The 19023-nt window shown below is 49.5% G+C and carries 14 protein-coding genes; 4 read left to right on the top strand and 10 right to left on the bottom strand.

Annotated features, from left to right (window positions below; translation table 11 throughout):
- Nucleotides 1–195: 195 nt before the first annotated feature.
- On the bottom strand, nucleotides 196–1227 hold the full coding sequence (locus tag B1728_RS03825; RefSeq protein ID WP_079908823.1) for a zinc-binding alcohol dehydrogenase family protein: 1032 nt from the start codon (nucleotides 1225–1227) through the stop codon (nucleotides 196–198).
- Between the two features lie 229 nt (nucleotides 1228–1456).
- Here B1728_RS03825 and B1728_RS03820 point away from each other — a divergent pair, with 229 nt between their 5' ends.
- The gene (locus B1728_RS03820; RefSeq protein WP_079908822.1) at nucleotides 1457–2041 is read left to right on the top strand and encodes a TetR/AcrR family transcriptional regulator; all 585 of its coding nucleotides are present in this window, start codon (nucleotides 1457–1459) and stop codon (nucleotides 2039–2041) included.
- Nucleotides 2042–2255: 214 nt separating this feature from the next.
- Here B1728_RS03820 and B1728_RS03815 read toward each other — a convergent pair whose 3' ends face one another.
- Nucleotides 2256–3266 carry an alpha/beta fold hydrolase gene (locus B1728_RS03815; protein ID WP_079908821.1) on the bottom strand — a complete coding sequence of 337 codons (1011 nt, stop codon included), beginning with the start codon at nucleotides 3264–3266 and terminating at the stop codon, nucleotides 2256–2258.
- 177 nt (nucleotides 3267–3443) lie between these two features.
- On the opposite strand from B1728_RS03815, the gene B1728_RS03810 reads away from it, so the two are divergent.
- Complete coding sequence (locus B1728_RS03810) at nucleotides 3444–4052, top strand: TetR/AcrR family transcriptional regulator (RefSeq protein WP_079908820.1); 609 nt, start codon at nucleotides 3444–3446, stop codon at nucleotides 4050–4052.
- Nucleotides 4053–4134: 82 nt separating this feature from the next.
- Here B1728_RS03810 and B1728_RS03805 read toward each other — a convergent pair whose 3' ends face one another.
- Together B1728_RS03805 and B1728_RS03800 are read right to left on the bottom strand one after the other, a co-directional pair.
- Nucleotides 4135–5436, bottom strand: a complete 1302-nt coding sequence (locus B1728_RS03805) for an ABC transporter substrate-binding protein (RefSeq protein ID WP_079908819.1) — start codon at nucleotides 5434–5436, stop codon at nucleotides 4135–4137.
- 41 nt (nucleotides 5437–5477) lie between these two features.
- Entirely contained in the window at nucleotides 5478–7733 is a 2256-nt protein-coding gene (locus B1728_RS03800; protein ID WP_079908818.1) for a glycoside hydrolase family 31 protein, read from the bottom strand.
- 155 nt (nucleotides 7734–7888) lie between these two features.
- On the opposite strand from B1728_RS03800, the gene B1728_RS03795 reads away from it, so the two are divergent.
- The gene (locus tag B1728_RS03795) at nucleotides 7889–8713 is read left to right on the top strand and encodes an AraC family transcriptional regulator (protein WP_079908817.1); all 825 of its coding nucleotides are present in this window, start codon (nucleotides 7889–7891) and stop codon (nucleotides 8711–8713) included.
- A 7-nt stretch (nucleotides 8714–8720) separates the two neighbouring features.
- On the opposite strand, the gene B1728_RS03790 is transcribed toward B1728_RS03795, so the two are convergent.
- On the bottom strand, nucleotides 8721–11684 hold the full coding sequence (locus tag B1728_RS03790) for a TIM-barrel domain-containing protein (protein ID WP_079908816.1): 2964 nt from the start codon (nucleotides 11682–11684) through the stop codon (nucleotides 8721–8723).
- A 149-nt stretch (nucleotides 11685–11833) separates the two neighbouring features.
- On the opposite strand from B1728_RS03790, the gene B1728_RS03785 reads away from it, so the two are divergent.
- On the top strand, nucleotides 11834–13645 hold the full coding sequence (locus tag B1728_RS03785; protein WP_079908815.1) for a hypothetical protein: 1812 nt from the start codon (nucleotides 11834–11836) through the stop codon (nucleotides 13643–13645).
- Between the two features lie 221 nt (nucleotides 13646–13866).
- On the opposite strand, the gene B1728_RS03780 is transcribed toward B1728_RS03785, so the two are convergent.
- From B1728_RS03780 to B1728_RS03760, 5 genes are all read right to left on the bottom strand, one after another.
- Nucleotides 13867–15315, bottom strand: coding sequence for an alpha/beta hydrolase family protein (locus tag B1728_RS03780; protein WP_179135869.1), 1449 nt, complete (start codon nucleotides 15313–15315; stop codon nucleotides 13867–13869).
- Nucleotides 15316–15474: 159 nt separating this feature from the next.
- Nucleotides 15475–16104: a response regulator gene (locus B1728_RS03775; protein ID WP_079908814.1), complete on the bottom strand. Its 630-nt coding sequence runs from the start codon at nucleotides 16102–16104 to the stop codon at nucleotides 15475–15477.
- Nucleotides 16101–17177: a HAMP domain-containing sensor histidine kinase gene (locus B1728_RS03770; protein ID WP_079908813.1), complete on the bottom strand. Its 1077-nt coding sequence runs from the start codon at nucleotides 17175–17177 to the stop codon at nucleotides 16101–16103. Before B1728_RS03770 ends, B1728_RS03775 begins: the two co-directional genes overlap by 4 nt.
- Nucleotides 17174–17872, bottom strand: a complete 699-nt coding sequence (liaF, locus tag B1728_RS03765) for a cell wall-active antibiotics response protein LiaF (RefSeq protein ID WP_079908812.1) — start codon at nucleotides 17870–17872, stop codon at nucleotides 17174–17176. The genes B1728_RS03770 and liaF overlap by 4 nt, the downstream gene beginning before the upstream one ends.
- A complete protein-coding gene (locus B1728_RS03760; RefSeq protein ID WP_079908811.1) occupies nucleotides 17853–18830 on the bottom strand; it encodes a DUF4097 family beta strand repeat-containing protein in 978 nt (325 codons plus the stop codon). Before B1728_RS03760 ends, liaF begins: the two co-directional genes overlap by 20 nt.
- Between the last annotated feature and the right edge of the window lie 193 nt (nucleotides 18831–19023).

Raw genomic sequence — 19023 nt, 5'->3', positions numbered from 1 at the left:
CTTATGTTCAATATAAATAAATTCGCCGTGGATGCCAAGGGAAAAGAAGATTTTCCAATCATGAGGAGCTCCTTGTGATGGATTCGATGATGTCCGTTTCCAAATCCAAACCCGTACCAGTCACAAAATGACTCTGGATTAAGTAAATTGCGCTTGAGGCTGCGGCATGCGATTGACCGACTCGCTTCTATAAAGTTAAAAACCTTCCAAAACCACTTTTCCGACGGTTCGACCCGTTTCCAGCATGGCATGCGCTTTTCGCAGGTTCTCGGCATTTATCGGCCTCAGCGTTACGTTTGTGGTAGTCCGAAGCACTCCTTCGTCCACGAGACGCGCGACTTCATTCAACAGCTTGTGCTGTTCGATCAGGTCCGGGGTTTGGTACATGGAACGGGTAAACATCAATTCCCACACGAACGTGACACTCTTGTTTTTCAGCAATGTCAGATTTAATAATTCATCGGTCTCAACGATTGAGCAAATTTTGCCTTGTGGTGCAATCGCTTCGGCCATGTTCGTCCAATGCTTCTCCGTGCTGTTCAAGCAGAGAATATAGTCAACTTGATCGAATCCGACAGCCTTTAGTTGCGGCACGAACGCCTCAAAATGGTTAATAACGTAATCCGCTCCAAGTTCCTTTGCCCATTCGGCTGATTCAGGGCGGGAAGCCGTACCGATGACAGTCAATCCCGAATATTTCGCTAATTGCGTGGCAATCGAGCCTACGCCCCCTGCTGCTCCAATAATCAGGATAGTCCTGCCGGCGTTATCAGCTTTATTTGGTGAAATTCCCAGCCGATCGTACAAGCTTTCCCAAGCCGTAATCGATGTTAAAGGCAAAGCCGCCGCATGTGCAAAATCGAGTCTGGAAGGCTTCCTTCCAACGATGCGTTCATCCACCAGGTGAAACTCGCTATTCCCCCCGGGGCGCGTAATGCTGCCGGCATAGAAGACTTCATCGCCAGGGCGGAACAAGGAGCAGTCGGGGCCCACCTGTTCGACCACGCCCGCAACATCCCAACCCAACACCCTCGGTGCACTCTCCTCACGCTCTTTGGGCGACCGGACCTTGTAATCGACAGGATTTACGGAGATTGCCTTTACCTTCACGAGAAGATCCTTTCCTGCCGGTCTTGGCTTATCCAGCTCCACATCGATCAGACTATCCGGATTTTCAATAGGAAAATACTTGTAAAGACCTACTGCTTTCATTTTTTCTGCTGCCATTTTACATCTCTCCTTCAAATGTTTTGTTGAATTGATTATGATCGAAGTATAGTTTATACACCATATTTTAAAAAGTACGCACATTCGTGTTATATAGTATCAATATTTATACTGTTACTGCTTTTAAACATGTCTTACAGAAAGACTTAGACCCTCTGTAGCAATAAAAGAACCTTTCTTTACCTTTCGTTCTCAATATGTTATATTGCGTTCAGGAGGCAAGAAGAACATGGCAAGAAGCAAACAATTCGAAGAGAACGCTGTATTGGAGAAAGCCATGAAGCTGTTCTGGGAGCAAGGGTACGAGAAGACGTCCATGCAAGATCTGGTCGAAAACATGGGCATTCACCGCAGAAGCCTCTACGACACGTTTTCCGACAAACGGACGTTGTTTTTGAAGGCCGTAGAGCGTTTCGACAATCGGGTCGACACCTGGCTAAAAAGCGGAGTGGACCGCTCCGAAACGGCAAGGGGGGCACTGCGTTTCATCTTCGACTTCATGATCTACGGTCAGGAGGACGCGCCGCCCGGGTGCATGATCGTCAATTCGGCAGTGGAGCTGGCAGCACGCGATCCGGAAATTGACGCGAAGACACAGCAAGGATTTGCGAAGATGGAGCACTTGCTCGAAGGCATTATCGCCCGCGGACAACGGGACGGTGAATTTAATACGCAGCAGGAGGCGAAGCTATACGCCGAATTCCTTCATAACTCGTTAGTCGGACTGCGGGTCTTGGCGCGAACTACCGCACCAAAAGAGAAGCTGGAACGCATCGCGGCGATGTCGCTGAGCTTGTTAGAGAAGGGTAGCTAATTTGAGGGGATAAATTAGAATGATCATTCCCATCATGTAAGGAATTTCATTGAATATTGCCATTAACGGAATGTTCAAATAGCCACGAAACGAGTCATCTATGGACATACTTTGGTAACCGGTGGGGTATCCCCCTCCGGTCGCTCCTACAAGGAATACCCCACCTATCACCTTTCGCATTTTTCACTAAATAGTTTTTTCAACAACCAGGCTGCTATTGATTTTGCTGTAACAAATTACGTATCGTTTCTATAACCAGATCGGGCTCGTCGTGAATGACCATATGACCGCTGTTCTTTGCCACGATAAGCTCGCTGTTGGTTGAAATGTTCAGCATATTTCTCTGGCCCGCCTGCCATATCTCCTCCAGCCGCTTGCCCCCGTCTTCTGAAATCCCGAACGCAGTATAATTCTGAGGAAGTCCTCTGGCAATGACCCTTACCGGGAGCGATCCCAAGGTTTGTCCCCGGACTGCATCCTCCGTAGATTGCGCCAAATTCCCTTCTTGTTCCTTAGCTTCAAAATAGCTAGGCGTCGCTATAACATCGAGGAACTGTCCTCGATCGGCTTCCGAAACCAGCCCTTCCAACAAATAATTCTGGAATAACCGGAAGCCTCCTGACATTTTAAGAAGCTTTAAAATCGATGCAGGCGGCGTTTTAGCAAAATTCTCTTTTTCGAGAATAGGTTTGGTTTCTCTCTCATCGTTTTCGGGTCTGGCGTCGATAAGTACTAAGCCCATGACTTCATTGGAATATGTCTGTGCAAACAATCTTGCATATAGCCCCCCCAATGAATGACCGACGAGCAGATAAGGCCCGCCAACTCCCTCTTTTTCCAAAGCAGCGTGCAGCTCTTGTACGATGTTTGCTCCCGTTCGTTCCGTACTTGCGCTCTCGCTCCAAGCATAGCCGGCGCGATCATAGGCAACAACGGTAGCATTCTTCGCCAGTCGATCAGGGATATTTCTCCAGGATAGGCTCGTTTCTCCGCTTCCTGCTTCAAGAATGATTGTCGGAGATCCGCTTCCTTGTTTCTTGAGATGTAGTCTATGCCCGCCAACATCCACTAATTTGCCAGGTGGAGGAAAGTTCTTCTTTGCCTCCATTGACGCCACACGTTCGTAAATCATCCCGGATCCTGCCAGGATGATAACGGCAGTGACTACACCGAGCGATAATCTTTTCCACTTTGATGTTTTCTTTTGTCTAGCCCTACGATTCATTGAAGTATGATTCCTCTCTTTTTAGTACATTGTATTAATAAACAAAGTTATTATAGCACAATGTACTATAAAAAGAAATGTTGAGCTATCACTCATGAAGCAATAGATCCTTTTGAAATTCATCATGCAGTTTTTTTAACACATTGTATTGTGAAATCAAATTGATATAATAAAATTATGCCTAAAATTGTTGATCATGAGAAACAGAGACATATTGTTGCTCAAGCCGCCCTGAGAGTCATTCGGAAATATGGACTGGAACAGGCCACGGTACGAAATATTGCGAAGGAAGCCGGTCTGTCGGTAGGGTCGATGAGGCACTACTTTTCCACACAGGCTGAGCTCTTTGCCTTTTGCATGAGCATCTTTGTTCAACGCGTTCAAGAGCGTGTCGAATCGCTTATTATTGCGAAACCGTTTTTACCAGATTTGAAACAACTGATCATGCAATTCTTGCCTATGGATGAGGAAAGAACTATGGAGATGGAGGTTTGGTTTTTATTTAACGCCAAGGTATTTATTTACCCGGAGCTTAAGCATGTAAGCGAAGAAATGCAGAATGGGTTATACAATGCCTCTAGATTTGTAATTGAATGCTTGCAAACGAACAATCTGGCCAAGCCGGGACTGGATGCCGATCTGGAAACGGAGAAATTGTATGCGCTTGTCGACGGACTAGCTATACATCAAATGATGAGGCCGGCACGACTCACTGCCGGGCAAGTGGAACACCTGCTGGATCATTACTTGAGATCCTTATGTGTGAAGGAGTTAGATGAGCGTTAGATGAGCCGTCCATGCCCGGAAACGAAATAAAGGCAATCGATCTATACCGATTTGCCTTCGTTTCGCGTGATTAAATACATGCTTACTTGCTTTTCTCCGTTTGAATAGCCTGGTTTATCGATTCCTCGGCACTGCGCATAACGGTATTCAAATCCGTACCCTGTAAAATTGCTTTTTCCAATTCCTTGATAAATAAGCTCTGAGCGTCTATCGTGACCAATTCTGGTTTTCTGGCAGCTGCCACCGCCGGATATTTGTTGAAATAGAAGGAGGAAACATGCTTTCCTCGGTAAATCTCGTCGTTTTGGCGGTATGCTTTTTGAATCTCCTGATTTTTAAGGACTGTCAGAAAGCCTTTGTTTTTGGCTAGCGCGGTTTGAACCTCATCATGGGTTAACCAGGCGGCAAATTGAAACGCGACATCCTTGTTTTTGCTGCTTTTCGTAATATAAAGATATCTGACGCTTGCAGGTGCTCCGATGCCCTCCTTCTCAGCATAGGTGGGCATACTGACCACATCCCAATTGAAATTCCAGTCCTGCATATTCATTGCCCATACCGTCATCGCCGATGTTCCTTTTTGAAATACCTTTCGGTCCTCCTCCTTGTTTATCGTTTTAGAGTCGAATTGAAGCCCGGGAAGTGTGTAAAAACGCTTCCAATTCTCGGCGACCTTCCTCCAGCCCTCGTTATTAACAGCAGCCTTATCTTCATCGGGAGCTAAGTAGCTTAAACCGAATGGGTTTTGTGCAAAGAATGTGTCCATCCATCGGTCGCTGAAGCCGCGATACAATGTACCGTTCTCATTGCGAGTAAGCTGCTTAGCCAGATCATAGACCTCATCCCATGTCATTCCGTCTTTAGGATAGGAAAGGCCGAATTTATCAAAGATATCTTTATTGTAATGAAGAGCATTCACTGCAAAATCAAGCGGAATACCGGCTACCATTCCGTTTGCATCGTTCTTCATCAGTTCGAGGGTAACAGGCTCCAAGCGATTCGTGTCATAGTGGTATTTCTTGATATAGTCTTCAAGATCAACCAGAAGGTCCCGTTTTTTCAGATCAGTGGAGAAGCGGTTTACGAAGATGTCAGGCATGGTTCCAAGGGTTAATAGTTCATCTATACTGTTACCACTGGTTTGAGGTGCAACCGCTTTTAGCGTCAAGTTGGGGAACTGGGTTTTAGCTAGCTCGGCAATGTAATCAAATTCCTGTTGGGATAATGACCATAAGTAAATACTTAGCTCGGCAGGTTCGCCGCTTTCAAGGGCGGTTTTGTTCCTTGGGTCTACGTCCGTTGTCGGCGATTGCGGTCCACTGGTGCAAGCAGTAAGTAGAAGAATCCCAAGCAGCGTCGGCAGAACACCCTTTTTTATTTTCATGGCTTATCGACCCTTTCCTTGTTTTTAGGTACCTTTACTAATTAAAACCGAATAATGATTTCTCTGCTTGCATCTTCAAGAGAATCCGGGAGGTCTTGGATCTGGATACACTTTGCTTGTTTGTCATAGGTCCACACTTCTCCTCCTGCGTGATTTCCATCGATGGTAACGGACAGCGGGCATGCCTCCGCCAAAATGGATACCTTATAAGATCGATGTGCGGGCATTCCATCATAGCTTCCCCGGCGTACACCAATGGTTAATACAAATTCGTTGCCTCTGGTCTGACTAAGAAATTCGGTTACAGCTATCTTCCCTTCTTTATATTGATAGCTAACACCGTCATCTTCGTATAAGACAAAGCTGCTGCTCCCGCCGGTATAGACCTGCAGGTGTATTTCTTGTGCGGACTTCTGTCCGATGTAGTCCCTTTCCGACCATGTGGGAATAATCGCTCCCCCCTTAACCAACAGCGGTCCTCCACGGTGTACTGGAAATCCGACAACGACCTCCCGGCCGCCTTCCCAGGTTCTTCCCGACCAAAAATCCCACCATTTCCCTTTTGGTAAATACATATGATTAGTAAATGCACCTACCAGTAAATGCTCCCCCAACATATATTGATTTACTAAATGATCTATTTGGGGTTCTTCATTCAATACGAGCGGCATTGCACGAAGGATCGGCATCCCCGTTAGGGCCGCATTGTGTGCGGCTGAATATATATAAGGAATTAGCCTGTATCGAAGCCTGGCGTAATCTTTGAATATGGGGAGCAATCTCTCCCCAAGGAGCCAGGGCTGGCGCCAATAAGCCCAGCTATTAACTTGAGACCATGGCTGAAGAAATCCGAAATGGATCCCCTCCGGTGTAAATACGTCCATATCACAGCTGGTGTTGGAATGGCCTGACAGACCATGGTTTAACAAGGAGATCAGCGGCTTGGGACCACCGCCCGTATCACCGGCCCAAGTTGCAGCAAATTGCTGTATTCCCGTATACCCTCCCGAGCTATAGATCATCGACCTGCGCCCAGTATGCTCCGAGTAGCCTTGATGCATCTGCTTATTTAAGATGGTTGGGTACAAATTATGCATTTCCTCATCATCCATCCCGTTCGCCCATTTCCTGTCCGGGTGCTCATTCACTTGACGGGCCCCATCCATTTTAAAAGCGGAAACACCCTGATCGACGAATTTCTTGAGATGTTGAAACCAAGGCTCTTCTTTGTTTGTAATCTGATCCATATAGATTGGTGTATGGGCGCGAAGATCCTGCTCAAAATCCTCCGGGTGATATAGGGGTTCACCTTGATTAAGCTCTTGCTCGCTTCCTTCACGCTCCCTTTCCTCATGATGTGTCACATCATAATCGCTGCATAGCCACAGACTTAGTTTAAAGCCTAGACGTTCAAGTGCCCCTGTGAAATTTTGAGGCCCCGTTGGCGCCCAGGGCGGAATGTAAAAACGTTCCGGATGCCATGTTTTCTTTGTAGAATAATCGTAATGCCGCGCCATCCACCCCGGTTCCAAACCGATCAGGTCACAGGGGATCCCTTCTCTGCGAAAATTCAATGCATCGTCCAGCATTTGTTTTGCATCCGCCTGTTCGTTACATACAAAGGTTAGACCGTATGCCCAAATGGGAAGCACATGAGGTTTTCCTGTGATGTCCGTAAACCGGTTAATTAACTGGGGCAAGCTCTCCCCGGCGATTAAATAGTAATCCAGCTCTCCGCGTTTGGCGAACACGCTCCATCTCTCTTTGTTGGTATAACCTAGATCGAAGAAATGCCTCCAGGTCGTATTGAAGAAAAACGCCCACCCTCTGCTGCTCATCACATAAGGTATCGGTGCATAGCAATCTACATTTTTCACCCACATCTTAGCCCTATGGCCGCGCTTTTGAATTCCTTCTCTTGATTCATCTCCAAGCCCATACAATCGTTCCTCATCGCTAAGCTCAAATTCTGCCCTCAAGCCAGCCGGGCCGTTTGCTTGTCCCGGGACAGCTTCCCGCAGAAGAATCTGTCCTTTGGCATCCTTCAATACGATCCGTCCGTCGTATTTGCTTACTGACAGCTGAGCACCGCTTGTTCGTATCTGCCATCCGTCACCCGTCTCTTGCAGCTCAAACCGCACTTTCGGCCAGTTTCCCCGAACAATGCCATATTTCAATAATGCAGCATCTTTAAATTGCCCGTCTCTAGAGAGCTGAATCCGGAATGTCCATTCGCCAATAACTTCAACTCGCACGAAGCCTCCGCTCTCTACACGGAGGGTCACAGATGAATTCATTACCTTACCATCCTTCTCTCTGGGGTTATGCCTCCATTCTACTGAGTTTTCATGAATTGAACATGCAGCATTTCTTAGTCACCTGTACAATTTCTCGTTCTTTGTTATAATTTGGTTCAGGTTACATGATCTCAATTAAGTGAACGGAGGATCGTATGGATTCATTGCCGGAGTATCCATTTTTAGTGCCTACCCTGTATCATATTGTAGATCGGCATACCCATAAATCCTGGTGCGTTCCCGTAGGAAAACGCAATTTTCACAATTTGATGCTGATTGTGGAAGGGGAAGGAGCCGCATGGACAAACGGGAAAGAAACAAGGCTGTCGCCCGGGATGCTTGTCTATCATCCCACCAATGAGGAATTTGGTTACGAAACATCCCGAACGAACTATCTCCGGTGTATGGGAGGGAACTTCGTGCTAACGGCCGTCATTCCTGAAGGATCTCAGACCAGGTCATACGATGTGCCCAAACTCCCCTTTGATACCTACACTGTCCCCGATAATTTTGACCGCTTCGTTCGGCTATTCATGGATCTTTCCCTTGCTTGGGGCAATGGCATAGATCACAGAATGCTAGCCTGCAGAAGCCACTTCATGAAAATCCTGGATGAGCTATTTCAAGTTTATTCTCTCAATACAGAAAGTCATAAATACAAAGAGCGGATTCAACATGTCATTAAATATATGGAAACTCACTATCATCAAAAGCTCACGCTCAGCGCTCTATCAGAGCTTGCAGGATTAACGCCTTCTTATTTCGGCCAATCTTTTCGCCGCATCATGGGAATGACGCCCATAGAGTATCTCAATTCGATTCGTATTGACGAAGCCCAGTTCTTGTTGGAAAAGGGCTGCACTATTAGTGAGGTCACGGCTAAAGTGGGCTTCAGCGATCCATTCTATTTCAGCCGCATATTCAAAAAAAATAAGGGCATAAGCCCTTCGGAATATATTAAACGAGCTACCCTTTTTTAAGCCCTGCTTACTCCCGCCATTGACCCGGGGTTGTACCCCAGTATTCGCGAAAAATTCGTATGAAATAGCCCGGGTCTTTGTAACCTAGACGTTCTCCTACAACAGCTACCTTGCAGCCTTGATTGAGAAGCTTTCGAGCATGCAGCATTTTACGTTCTAATACATATTGGGAGAATGTTATGGATGTAGATTGTTTAAACAGTCTGCTCAGATGGGAAGCATTCGTATGAAGTCGTTCTGCTGCAGCACGTAATGTAATCTCATGCTCTAACTCTTGCTCGACAAGAGCTTTTGTTTGTTCAATAAGAGGGTGCTCTCTTGGACGGGCTTGTTTACGAGCATGCTGCGCCAGGCGTTCGGCGGCACTTCGTAACCTATGCAGGCTTTCTTCTACGGATGAAGCGGCCGTGGCTTCCAGGAAGGACGCATATTCTTCCCTTAAAATTTCATGAAGCGACCAGCCGCGTGATACGGCACAATGAATGAGCAATCCCCCCAGGTGCAGCAACTGCTCCCGTGCCTTGACTGTCGAAGGATGTAAATTTTCCAACTGATAGAGAAGATCTTCCACGCGAATAACGTCAAGGTCTGCTCCGTGACTCCCTTTCTGGCGCAATTTGTGCTCAGCGCCTTGTTCTTGTGGAATAGCTGCAGCCGTTATTACTTGAAAGCGAGCTTCATTCGCCGGTTTGCGATGCGGACTGCAATGGATGTGAATCGTCTGGCTATCGCGGTTTCTACCCTGGTCCGAGATCCCCTCTTCCAAGTAGAGACGAAGACATCCGGACTTTCGATGAAAAGTCCAGCCGTCCGTTCCTTTCTTCAATAAAGCAGCCGAATGTTCCTGACGCTCCATCCCGTTCACCTTGACCCACGATGGCTTGGCGGTTGTATACACCAATATTTCATAACTTCTGAGATGAGGAATGCCCGCGCAGCTTCCTTTTCTTTTCTCTATTGTTATTTCAATGTCTCCGTCTTGAGCTGAACAGGCTATATTGGTTAGAAATGCACCATCCTTCATGTAATCCAACGATATTCCATCATCTTCGTAAAGGCTATAAGCGCTCGTACCTTCCGGATATATATGTAAGCTTATTTGCTCCACCGGCTTTTCACTTATGTACTCTGCATCCGAATACATGGGAATTATCGAACCGGCGCGTACCAACAGAGGGCCTCCTGTCCCTTCAGGCGTGAGATAGTCCAATTGCTTAGGCCCCGTATGGCTCTCTCCTGTCCAATAATCGATCCACCTGCCTTTTGGCAAATAGATGGTGCGGGTATAGGCCCCAACTAATAAAGCATCCCCGAACATATACTGGCGCTCATAGGTCCAGGCTTGGACATCGTTATGAAATACGATTGGCATCGCCCGCATGATAGGCATTCCTTTACAATAAGCAGTGTAGGCGGCGGAATAGATGTAAGGCAGCAATCTATACCTCAGCTTCGCGTAGCGTTTGAAAATTTCCCGAAGATCATGCGGCAGCAGACAAGGATGCCTCCAATATGCCCAGCTGTTAACCATAGCCCAAGGCTGCAAGAAGCCGAAATGGATACCTTCCGCGGTATGAATATCCATGTCGGCCGACAGGTTCGTCATTCCGCTTAAACCTAGATTCAGCATGGCATATAAAGAAGGTAGATCAGCCCCCTGCACCGCAAGCCCCCCTGTCCACATGGCCGAGTATTGCTGCAGCCCCATATAACCTACCTCGGAGTAGATCATAGGACGACGGCTGGTCTGTTCAACAAAACCTTGATGCATTTGTTTTGCGAGCAGCAAGGGATATAGGTTGCACATGGACTCGGTCGTTAGACCGTTAGCCCACTGTCTATTGCTGTTGTTCGGCCGGATATAAGCAGCGCTTAGCTTGAAGGCAGCCGTCCCTTGATCCACGAATGTCTCCCAATGCTGATACCACCTCTCTTCACTCCCGTAAACGGGATCTCCTCCAGGCTCGCCGGAAGGACCACTGCTGATTCGTATGCTTCCCCCGATTCTTTCCTCCTCGTAGCGGCTTAGATCATAATAGCAGGTCATCCATAAGCTAAGCTTGAAGCCCCTATTGCGGAGAGCGCCGATAAAAGTGTGCTGTCCTTTGGGGCTCCATTGCGGAACATAGAACCGCTCAGGATGCCATTGTTTATGGATAGAGCCTTCATCCCCCGGTTTCATCCAACCCGGCTCCAACCCAATGACATCGCATGGTATTCCTTCTTCCCTGAATTTCATCGCATCTTCCAGGACTTCGCGCGCATCCGCCTGCTGATTACAAACGAAGGTAAGGCCATAGGCCCAGATTGGCAGCAAAACCGGCCGGCCTGATACTTCCGTAAATAATTCCAATATGTGAGCCATATGTTGTCCGGCAAAAAGAAACAAGTCCAGTTTGTCGTCCTGCCCGCTTATCGTCAACCGATTGCTATCCGTACTGCCGATATCAAAAAGGTGCGGACTCGTTGTATTCAGGAACACTCCCCAACCGCAGCTGCTCATCAAGAAGGGTACCGGAGCACGTGCTCCATGCTCGCTTGCGATCATGTGAGTCCGATGCCCCCGTTTCATAAGCATGTTCCTGTTCTCATCTCCAAGGCCGTATAGCCTTTCTTCCGGACTAAGCATGAAGCAAATGGAAGACGGATACCTTTCATCCTGCAAAGAACTAGTAAGCTGCTCCAACTGAAATCTGCCTGTTGAACTCTCGAATAACAGCTCGCCGGACGAATGCTTAATGGTTAGAGCAGCCTGCTTCGTGTGAACTTTCGTATACTGGTCAGTTGCTATCATTTGATAGACCTTCATCGTCGGTTCGCCTTGTTGTATGAAACCATAGCGTTCAAGGATAGAGCGCACCCAATCCTCCGAATTCTGAATGCGGACACGGAATACGTTCTCGTTCCACACATCGATACGAATCATTTTCCCTGAGACGGTACGGATAACCATGGGATACTCTGCATTCATTCAGCCATACTCTCCTTTGGTTAAAATTTTATGAAACATTGCAACGGATAAGCAAAAAAAAGCACGAGAAATTGCAATTATTTTCACTATTTTCTAAGCAATAGCCTGTTGTATTATGAAAGCGATTACTAAATGGAGGAGTGAATAAAATGAATCCAGTAGATCCGCATAAGCACCATAGTGAGAATGCTGACTCCGGTGAGGATATTCAGGATGGGAAGCTATCTCGCAGAAAGCTTCTGTTATCTTTAGGAATGACAGGAGCTGCGGCAGTAACCGGATTTGGTTTGCTGGGAAACAAAAGCTTTGGTATGTCAACCGTTACCAATGCCGTATATGAAAACCCGGGGCCGAATCCGGATCCTCGTATCGATACCATTATGCGTAAGCAAGCGAATTTATGGATTGATCTGGAAGAGGATTTCCCGGTTATTCCACCTGAAAGCGACGATACGGGACGATTTCTTCGTGCCATTGCTCATATCGAGACGAGCGGCACTAATAATCGTAAGCTCTATTTGACCAAACCGGATTATGTCATCTCTTCTACAATCCATATTCGCAAAAGGGGCGTTCAAATCATAGGGCTGCGCCACGGCCGGCCAACGGATCCTTCCGGGAAAACCGAAGGAGGCACTCGTATCAATTATGCAGGAACAGGAGCATGCTTTGAGCTTGGAGAGCACGCAACCGGATTTGCCGATACGGTCCAGGGCTTCACTCTCGATCATATCACATTGACCTCAACGGGAAGTACTCGCGTATCTCTTAACAACCCCATGGCGGTATCAACCGGAAGAGGGAATTACGGAGCGGGTACATACGGGGTCAAAGATAATAATAATGGAAATGTCGAGTTTCGAAATGTACAAATTGAACGCTTCGAATATGGGTTCTGGGGCATGTACAGTGATGTTAATACCTTCGACCTGGTCAATCTTTTCTACAACAAGGTAGGCATGTTTTTGGGATTGGCCTGCAGCCAAAATACGCTTCGTGAATTATACACCATAGGTAATGATACAGCATTATGGATTAAGGGCGCATCCGGTTTAAGAGTACAAGATTGCCAGTTCGTTAAGGATGGCAGCGGCAGCACGGCTCCGATTATTATCGAAGACCATCATTCTCCATATGACTCTGTATATTTTCATCGTTGCTGGTTCGAAGTAGGCTCCTCTCACCGTCTGGATTCCTTTGTGCAAATTTCATGCGGAACCAATGCAGAGCCTTCCAAAAGCATCATTTTTAGAGACTCCTGCATGGCTATAGGGGCGAAAGTGAATGGAGAGCCTGTGTGTAAGTACTTTGTACGAATTGGTAATGCCAGTCAGATCCTGATTGATGAAGTTACGGCGTTTCCGCACAATCTGAAGAAACTAGTTGCCTTTGAAGGGAGCTATACCCGACAGCGCGCCACCTTTCGCGGATGTGTAGACTGGGATTATGGCGATGGCTTGATGGCTGACAAGCTGGGCACAGGTGAGGCCAAAATGATTACAGAAACTTACACCAATGAGGGCGTCGTATTTGGAGAGAGCGTTACGATCAAAAAGCCTAGCTTCGTTCATGCTTACGCAGATGTCAGTCAGTTTGTTTCAGCAGGTGTATTAACAAAAATCGCATTTCCATCCATAAAACTGGACAATATTGGCGAATTCGATCTGATTTCTTCCAGCTTCAAAGCTAAAACCTCTGGAATTTACCTGGTTACGGTTTGTGCCACTTGGAGTCAGCCGGTTCTAGCTAATCGTATTAAGATGTCTATTCATATAGGAAATAGCAGCACTCCCCTGGCTTATATAGATGATGCGCTGGCTGAATTCATCAGCTCCAAGGGATCTTTCCCCGTCAAGCTTAACAACGGTGAAACTTTCGATATAAGAGTATGGACGGAGCATGATGCAGCGATACAAGCAGGTATGCCCAATACTTATTTATGCATAGTAAAATTATCGTAATTATGAGAATTCGGCTTATTACACTATGCCGGTACCATGATGATGATCGTGGATGACTTCGAGGCACCAATCATTGCACTCGTCATCGGCACCAGCTGATTCTATCCAAAGCCACCACTCCATTCTAAGTGGTGGCTTTGGACTTTTACCTATTGATGTAATTTCGCTGCTGCAATCCTGCATGCCAGAGTTGGTCGGCAGCTCACGTTCGCATGAAGCCGTTACCGGAAGAACAGCTGCCAGTACGCCGCCCAGGTGATAAACAGCACGCTTGCCGCAAGAAGTGCCCCGCTGCGGACTCTGACAGCCGCCGCTGCCATGGCGAATCTAGCCGCCCAAAGCGATTTTGCATGAACTAATGCGGCAGCCAGCGCAGTGTAGGCAAGTCCTTGCAGCACCAGCCAAACCAAGGAGCGGCCAAGCCATACCGGCGCAAGCTGTTTTGCTCCCGAAGTGAGCAGGAATCCGAAATAAAGCAGGAACCCGAGCACGGTCAAGGAAGCGGCGGCGCACAGGACGATTTTCGAACGTCGTCCCGGTTCCGAAGCAGCTGTTCCCGCATTCTTGCGCAGCGTACGAAATGCGGTGCGGATGCCAACTCCAGCAAAGCCGAAGAGTAGAACCAGCGCTATGGCGGCCTGCAGCCATACACTATTATGCCAGTGCAATTTGCCAATGCCGGAAGGAGCGTGTCTTTCCTGCTTAGGCCATTCACCGACAACCGCCGATTCAGGGGCGTTCCCGCCCGCCGTTTGCTGAATCCATGACGTCATAGACTCCGCATAACCCGCCGGATAGGTATCGAGCTGTTTAATGCCATCCGCTGTCTCTTTCAGCAAATGGCCTGCGTTGGCAAAAAAACGAAGGGTCACCTTGTCGTTCCCGCCCCGCTGAAGTGCCTGCTGAATCCGTTTCGAGCTGTCCAGCGCTGGCTCTACCCGGTCCCGGCTCCCCCAGATGGCAAGCACCGGCTGCTTCACCTGTTCAAACGTCGGCATGGGATCGTATAAAGCTTCGGCAAACATGCCTCCGGACAAAGCCAGCTGCAAGCTTTTCTCGGAGAACGCTCTTGCCATCCCGGGAGACGATACGCCTTGATCCTGCATCCGGTTCGCCAGCTGCCACGACTGCTGCTCGATCGGCAGCACACCTACGGCGCCGACGGTGATTAGGAAAGCCGCCGGACTAGCTTCCCGGGTTGCGGCGAGCGAGGCGACCCAAGCTCCTTCGCTGATGCCCCACAGACCGACCGCCTTCCGGTTTATGTCCGAACGGGCGCTTAATGCCGACGCTGCCGCGTTCACATCCTCCGCCAGGATGGAATACGACCGGCCGCCGGCGCGGGATTGGGAGAATCCGTCCGCCCGCTTGTCATAGATAAGCGCCGCTATGCCGGCTGCCGCGAACATCTCCGCTTCGCTGCGATATTTTTCCCTGTCGGATGAATTGGAGCCATGCACAAGTACGACGGCCGGATGAGGGCCCGGCGTGTTCGGCATCAGAACCGTTCCACTTAACTTCGTTTCTCCGCTTTGAAATTGAATCGGTTCTTCCTTATAGCGAGAGGACTCTGCATGTGCTGCAGAAGGGGTCAGCAGGGCATGCGCCGCAACAGCGACAGCCAGCGCAAGCCAGGCGAGTTTTTTGGTGATGCTTAAGTATCGTTTCAATGAGTTCAGCCTTCTTCCGTTGTTTTTTTCGGTCAACAGCTTGTTGACGCTTTAAGCTTATAAAAAAACAACGGATGCCAAAACGTTCCATAACCGTATTTTCGTCTAAGACCACGGTCTTAGACATCTCAGACCGAACTCGTCCTAACGGAAAACCGATCACAACAAGCCGTTGCGGTGAACGTAAACCGCGGCTTTCGTACGATCCTCTACACCGAGCTTGGCAAAAATGTTCGTGATATGCGTTTTCACTGTTTTCATCGCGATAATAAGCTCCTCCGAAATTTCCTGATTCGACTTCCCGAGTGCGATGAGCCGGAGCACCTCGAGTTCCCTGGCCGTCAGCGCTTCATGCGGCTTCGGCTCGTCTCCGCGGCGTAATTTGGACAGCACCTTGCCCGTTACTTTGGCCTCAAGCACGGATTCTCCCCGGCCGGCCGCTCGAATCGCCTCGGCGATTTGCTCCGCTCGGGACGTTTTTAACAAATAGCTGAGCGCTCCCGCTTCCAAAACGGGATAGACTTTATCGTCATCCAAAAAGCTGGTCAGCACGATGACCTTGACCGGATCGCCGCTGCTGCAAATCGCTCGGGTTGCTTCAATCCCGTCCATCTGTTCCATGACCAGATCCATAACGACGACATCAGGCTTCAGCTCATCGGCCAGCCGAACCCCTTCCTTGCCGTCCGAGGCTTCGCCGACCACTTCGATATCCTGCTGCATCTCCAAGTAAGCGGATAACCCCATTCTGACCATTTCGTGGTCGTCCACCAATAATACTCGTATCATGAACTGCGCTCCCCTTCCTGCTCCTGCTCCCGGTCCGAACACGGCACCAGGACGTGAACCTGAGTCCCTGATCCCGGTAGCGATACGATATCGGCAATGCCCCCGATTTCAACGGCGCGTTCCCTAATAATCCGCAAGCCGTACGATGAGGCTTGCACCCTAGCTTTGTCGAAGCCTATGCCGTCGTCCGTTATTTTAAGATGGATTTGGCCGCCGGACAAAAATAGCTTTACGGTAATCGATGCGGCTTGCGAATGCTTCGCCGCGTTAGATAAGCTTTCCTGCAGTATACGAACGAGATGATCGGCGACCCCGCCGGCCATTCCGTGCAAATCCTCGATCTCGGATTGAATCGACACATCATGCTTCTCCGCATACTGCTGCAGCAGCTCCTCGAAGCCTTCCTTCAAGGTTGCTCTTTGAAGAACCGCGGGACGCAGCTGCAGCAGCAGCGCCCGCATTTCCTTCTGCGCCTCTTCGGCCAGCGACTGTACGGCAGCAAGGCGCTTGCGTGATTTATCCGCGTTCAAATCTTCGCTTTCGGCCAGTGCCGACGTCATCATCGTTATGGCAAACAGCTGCTGGCTAACCGCATCGTGCAGGTCGCGCGCAATGCGCTGTCTCTCTTCGAGCACAGCAGCAGCCTTGAGCCGCTCGCCTAGCTCCGACTTTTCCGACGCTAGACGCTGCAGCGACTCCACCTGCAGCTCGACGCGCTCCGCCATCGTATTCAAATGGGCACCCAGAACGCCGATTTCATCGTTCCCCAGGGTCATGTTCCCCGGTATGCGATGGGTAAAATACCCCCGCTCATAGTGATAAACCGCGTCGGCCAGCTGCTCCAGCTTCCGCTTCATTCGTCCGCCGTATACGTAACCCGGGACGGTCCCGGCCGCAGCGATCAGTACGGCGGCGCCTAACAGTGTCGGAGTATGGGCTAGCAGCAAGAATGGAATTGGCAGCCCGAACAAAGCCGTTATCGCGACAGCCGATGCCGACATAACGAGAACGGCTGCGAGCAGCTGCACGCAGACCCATTTCCACCGGATTCCCGTAAATGGAGTTCGTTTCATAGATACTTCACCGCCACATCTCCGGCCATAGTCGTCACGACGATATGGAGCCTCGTGCCTGACTGGGAATATTTCTCTGATTGATACTCTACGCACCGGTTGAACCGGGTTGATTTGCTGCCCAACACATCCATGCTGCCCGCGCCCGCCTTACCTACGACGCTTACTTCGACATCGGGCGGAACGTAAACAACAATACTTCCCACCCATCGCTCGACCAACACTCTGTGCTCACCTTTCGGGATGATCGCGCTAGACAAATCAAGCCGAACGTCGCCCATACCGCGATCAATGCGGACAGGCTCCATATAGTCTAACCGAATGTGCATACCGGTCCATCGAAGCCGTTTCCACACGCGGCCTGGAGAAAAGTCCGCCAAGAGCAAATATCCGCAGCCCATCACTGCGGCGGCCATAAGCGTACCGCTCTTCGATAGTCCCAGACTCACAGCCGCCTGGACCACGGCGTACGCCCATGGCAAGACGGCGGCCGCTCTCGATAGATAGCGGTAAACAAGTAAACCTGCTCCGAGCCCGAACAACGGATCAAGCCAATCGCCGTATCCATATCGGACTGCAATGAAATACAATACAGCAAACCCGACGACAAAAAACGTGACCGGATGCCGGCCCATACGTTTGATCATGCCACGGTTCCCGGAAAGGTGATGCCGTTCATTTAATCGTGATTTCACCGGCGGACACCTCCACGTTGATTGGAATGCGGCCTTCCCCGCTGGATGCCAAGAGCTCTTTTTCAGAACGCTTATCTATGTTCTCGAATGGGTACCGGCTGTCGACGTTACCGCGTTCGACCTTCGCTTCTATCCGGGCGTCCGCAGGTGCTGGCAAATGAACCTCGGCCCTTCCGTTCCCTACTCGAGCATAAGCCGGACCGGTCAGCTCGCGAAAGTCCGCTACCAGCTCGCCGGACTGCATTTCAGCGCGCAGCGGGCCGCTGTACTGCTCCAAGCGGACTTCACCGCTCCTTACATTAACGTCGCCCCCGTTTACCGTCATATGGGCAGCAGAAAGCTCCCCCGCCTGCTTTAAAACGACGCTCAGCTTGCCGGCAAAGGTATCGAGTTGGACGTCACCGGTCTGCAGCTCGATGGACGCGCTTCCGGCAACGACCGATTCCGCTCGGAACGAGCCGGACGTTGCCGTATACTGCAGCCTATCTGCATGTACGCCTGCCAGCTTCGCCTGTCCTGTCCTGGCTTGAATCGTCAGCTCTGCCAGCGACAAGCCGCCTCCCTCCGCTTCCTTCGGTACTTCGAAAGCGAAGTCTCCTTCGTCATAATTCACTGACAGCCGATTTCGATAAGCCGACGGAAGGTGCACGACCAGTGTGGAGCGAAGCGGGAACAGCGTAAGCCGGCCGCGCTCCGCGCTGATTTCGACCGCTTGGCCGACAGTACCGGCATGCAGTGCTCCGCTGCCCTCCATCACGGCAAGCACGTCATCCCTTTCTTCCGTAACGATTCTTACATTCATTCCGGATGCATGAACCCCTATCGTCTGCGGCAGGCTTCCCCCGCCCACGGCCGCTTCGTTGGGCTTCCACGTAATCCCTTCTTTCGGAACAGCACTGATTAAGAGGATCAAACCGATCCCTAGCAATGCCATACCGACTTGCTTTTTACCTTTCATACCGCTCCTGCCTTCCCGATACCCATGTTCCCCCCATCATACCAAATTCGTATCCGCCTGTAACCCGTCCTCCATCCAGAAATGCTCTAAGACCCCGGTCTTAGTAGAAGCTGTCAGCAGATTTTGGTTTGTACGGAAAAGATGTTAGCTCTCAAAAAATGGTAAGGTCTCCCTCCTTCTCTCCGGTAATAGA

Source organism: Paenibacillus sp. 32352, assembly GCF_002042965.1.
GTDB lineage: Bacteria > Bacillota > Bacilli > Paenibacillales > NBRC-103111 > Paenibacillus_S > Paenibacillus_S vulneris.
The sequence above is the reverse complement of the archived record's forward strand: the minus strand, read 5'-3'. Positions and strand labels throughout refer to the sequence as shown.

Bases quoted from the DNA above. Each gene is read 5' to 3' on its own strand.
- B1728_RS03825 (WP_079908823.1), bottom strand. From the start codon at position 1,227: ATGGCAGCAGAAAAAATGAAAGCAGTAGGTCTTTACAAGTATTTTCCT.
- B1728_RS03820 (WP_079908822.1), top strand. From the start codon at position 1,457: ATGGCAAGAAGCAAACAATTCGAAGAGAACGCTGTATTGGAGAAAGCC.
- B1728_RS03815 (WP_079908821.1), bottom strand. From the start codon at position 3,266: ATGAATCGTAGGGCTAGACAAAAGAAAACATCAAAGTGGAAAAGATTA.
- B1728_RS03810 (WP_079908820.1), top strand. From the start codon at position 3,444: ATGCCTAAAATTGTTGATCATGAGAAACAGAGACATATTGTTGCTCAA.
- B1728_RS03805 (WP_079908819.1), bottom strand. From the start codon at position 5,436: ATGAAAATAAAAAAGGGTGTTCTGCCGACGCTGCTTGGGATTCTTCTA.
- B1728_RS03800 (WP_079908818.1), bottom strand. From the start codon at position 7,733: ATGAATTCATCTGTGACCCTCCGTGTAGAGAGCGGAGGCTTCGTGCGA.
- B1728_RS03795 (WP_079908817.1), top strand. From the start codon at position 7,889: ATGGATTCATTGCCGGAGTATCCATTTTTAGTGCCTACCCTGTATCAT.
- B1728_RS03790 (WP_079908816.1), bottom strand. From the start codon at position 11,684: ATGAATGCAGAGTATCCCATGGTTATCCGTACCGTCTCAGGGAAAATG.
- B1728_RS03785 (WP_079908815.1), top strand. From the start codon at position 11,834: ATGAATCCAGTAGATCCGCATAAGCACCATAGTGAGAATGCTGACTCC.
- B1728_RS03775 (WP_079908814.1), bottom strand. From the start codon at position 16,104: ATGATACGAGTATTATTGGTGGACGACCACGAAATGGTCAGAATGGGG.
- B1728_RS03770 (WP_079908813.1), bottom strand. From the start codon at position 17,177: ATGAAACGAACTCCATTTACGGGAATCCGGTGGAAATGGGTCTGCGTG.
- B1728_RS03760 (WP_079908811.1), bottom strand. From the start codon at position 18,830: ATGAAAGGTAAAAAGCAAGTCGGTATGGCATTGCTAGGGATCGGTTTG.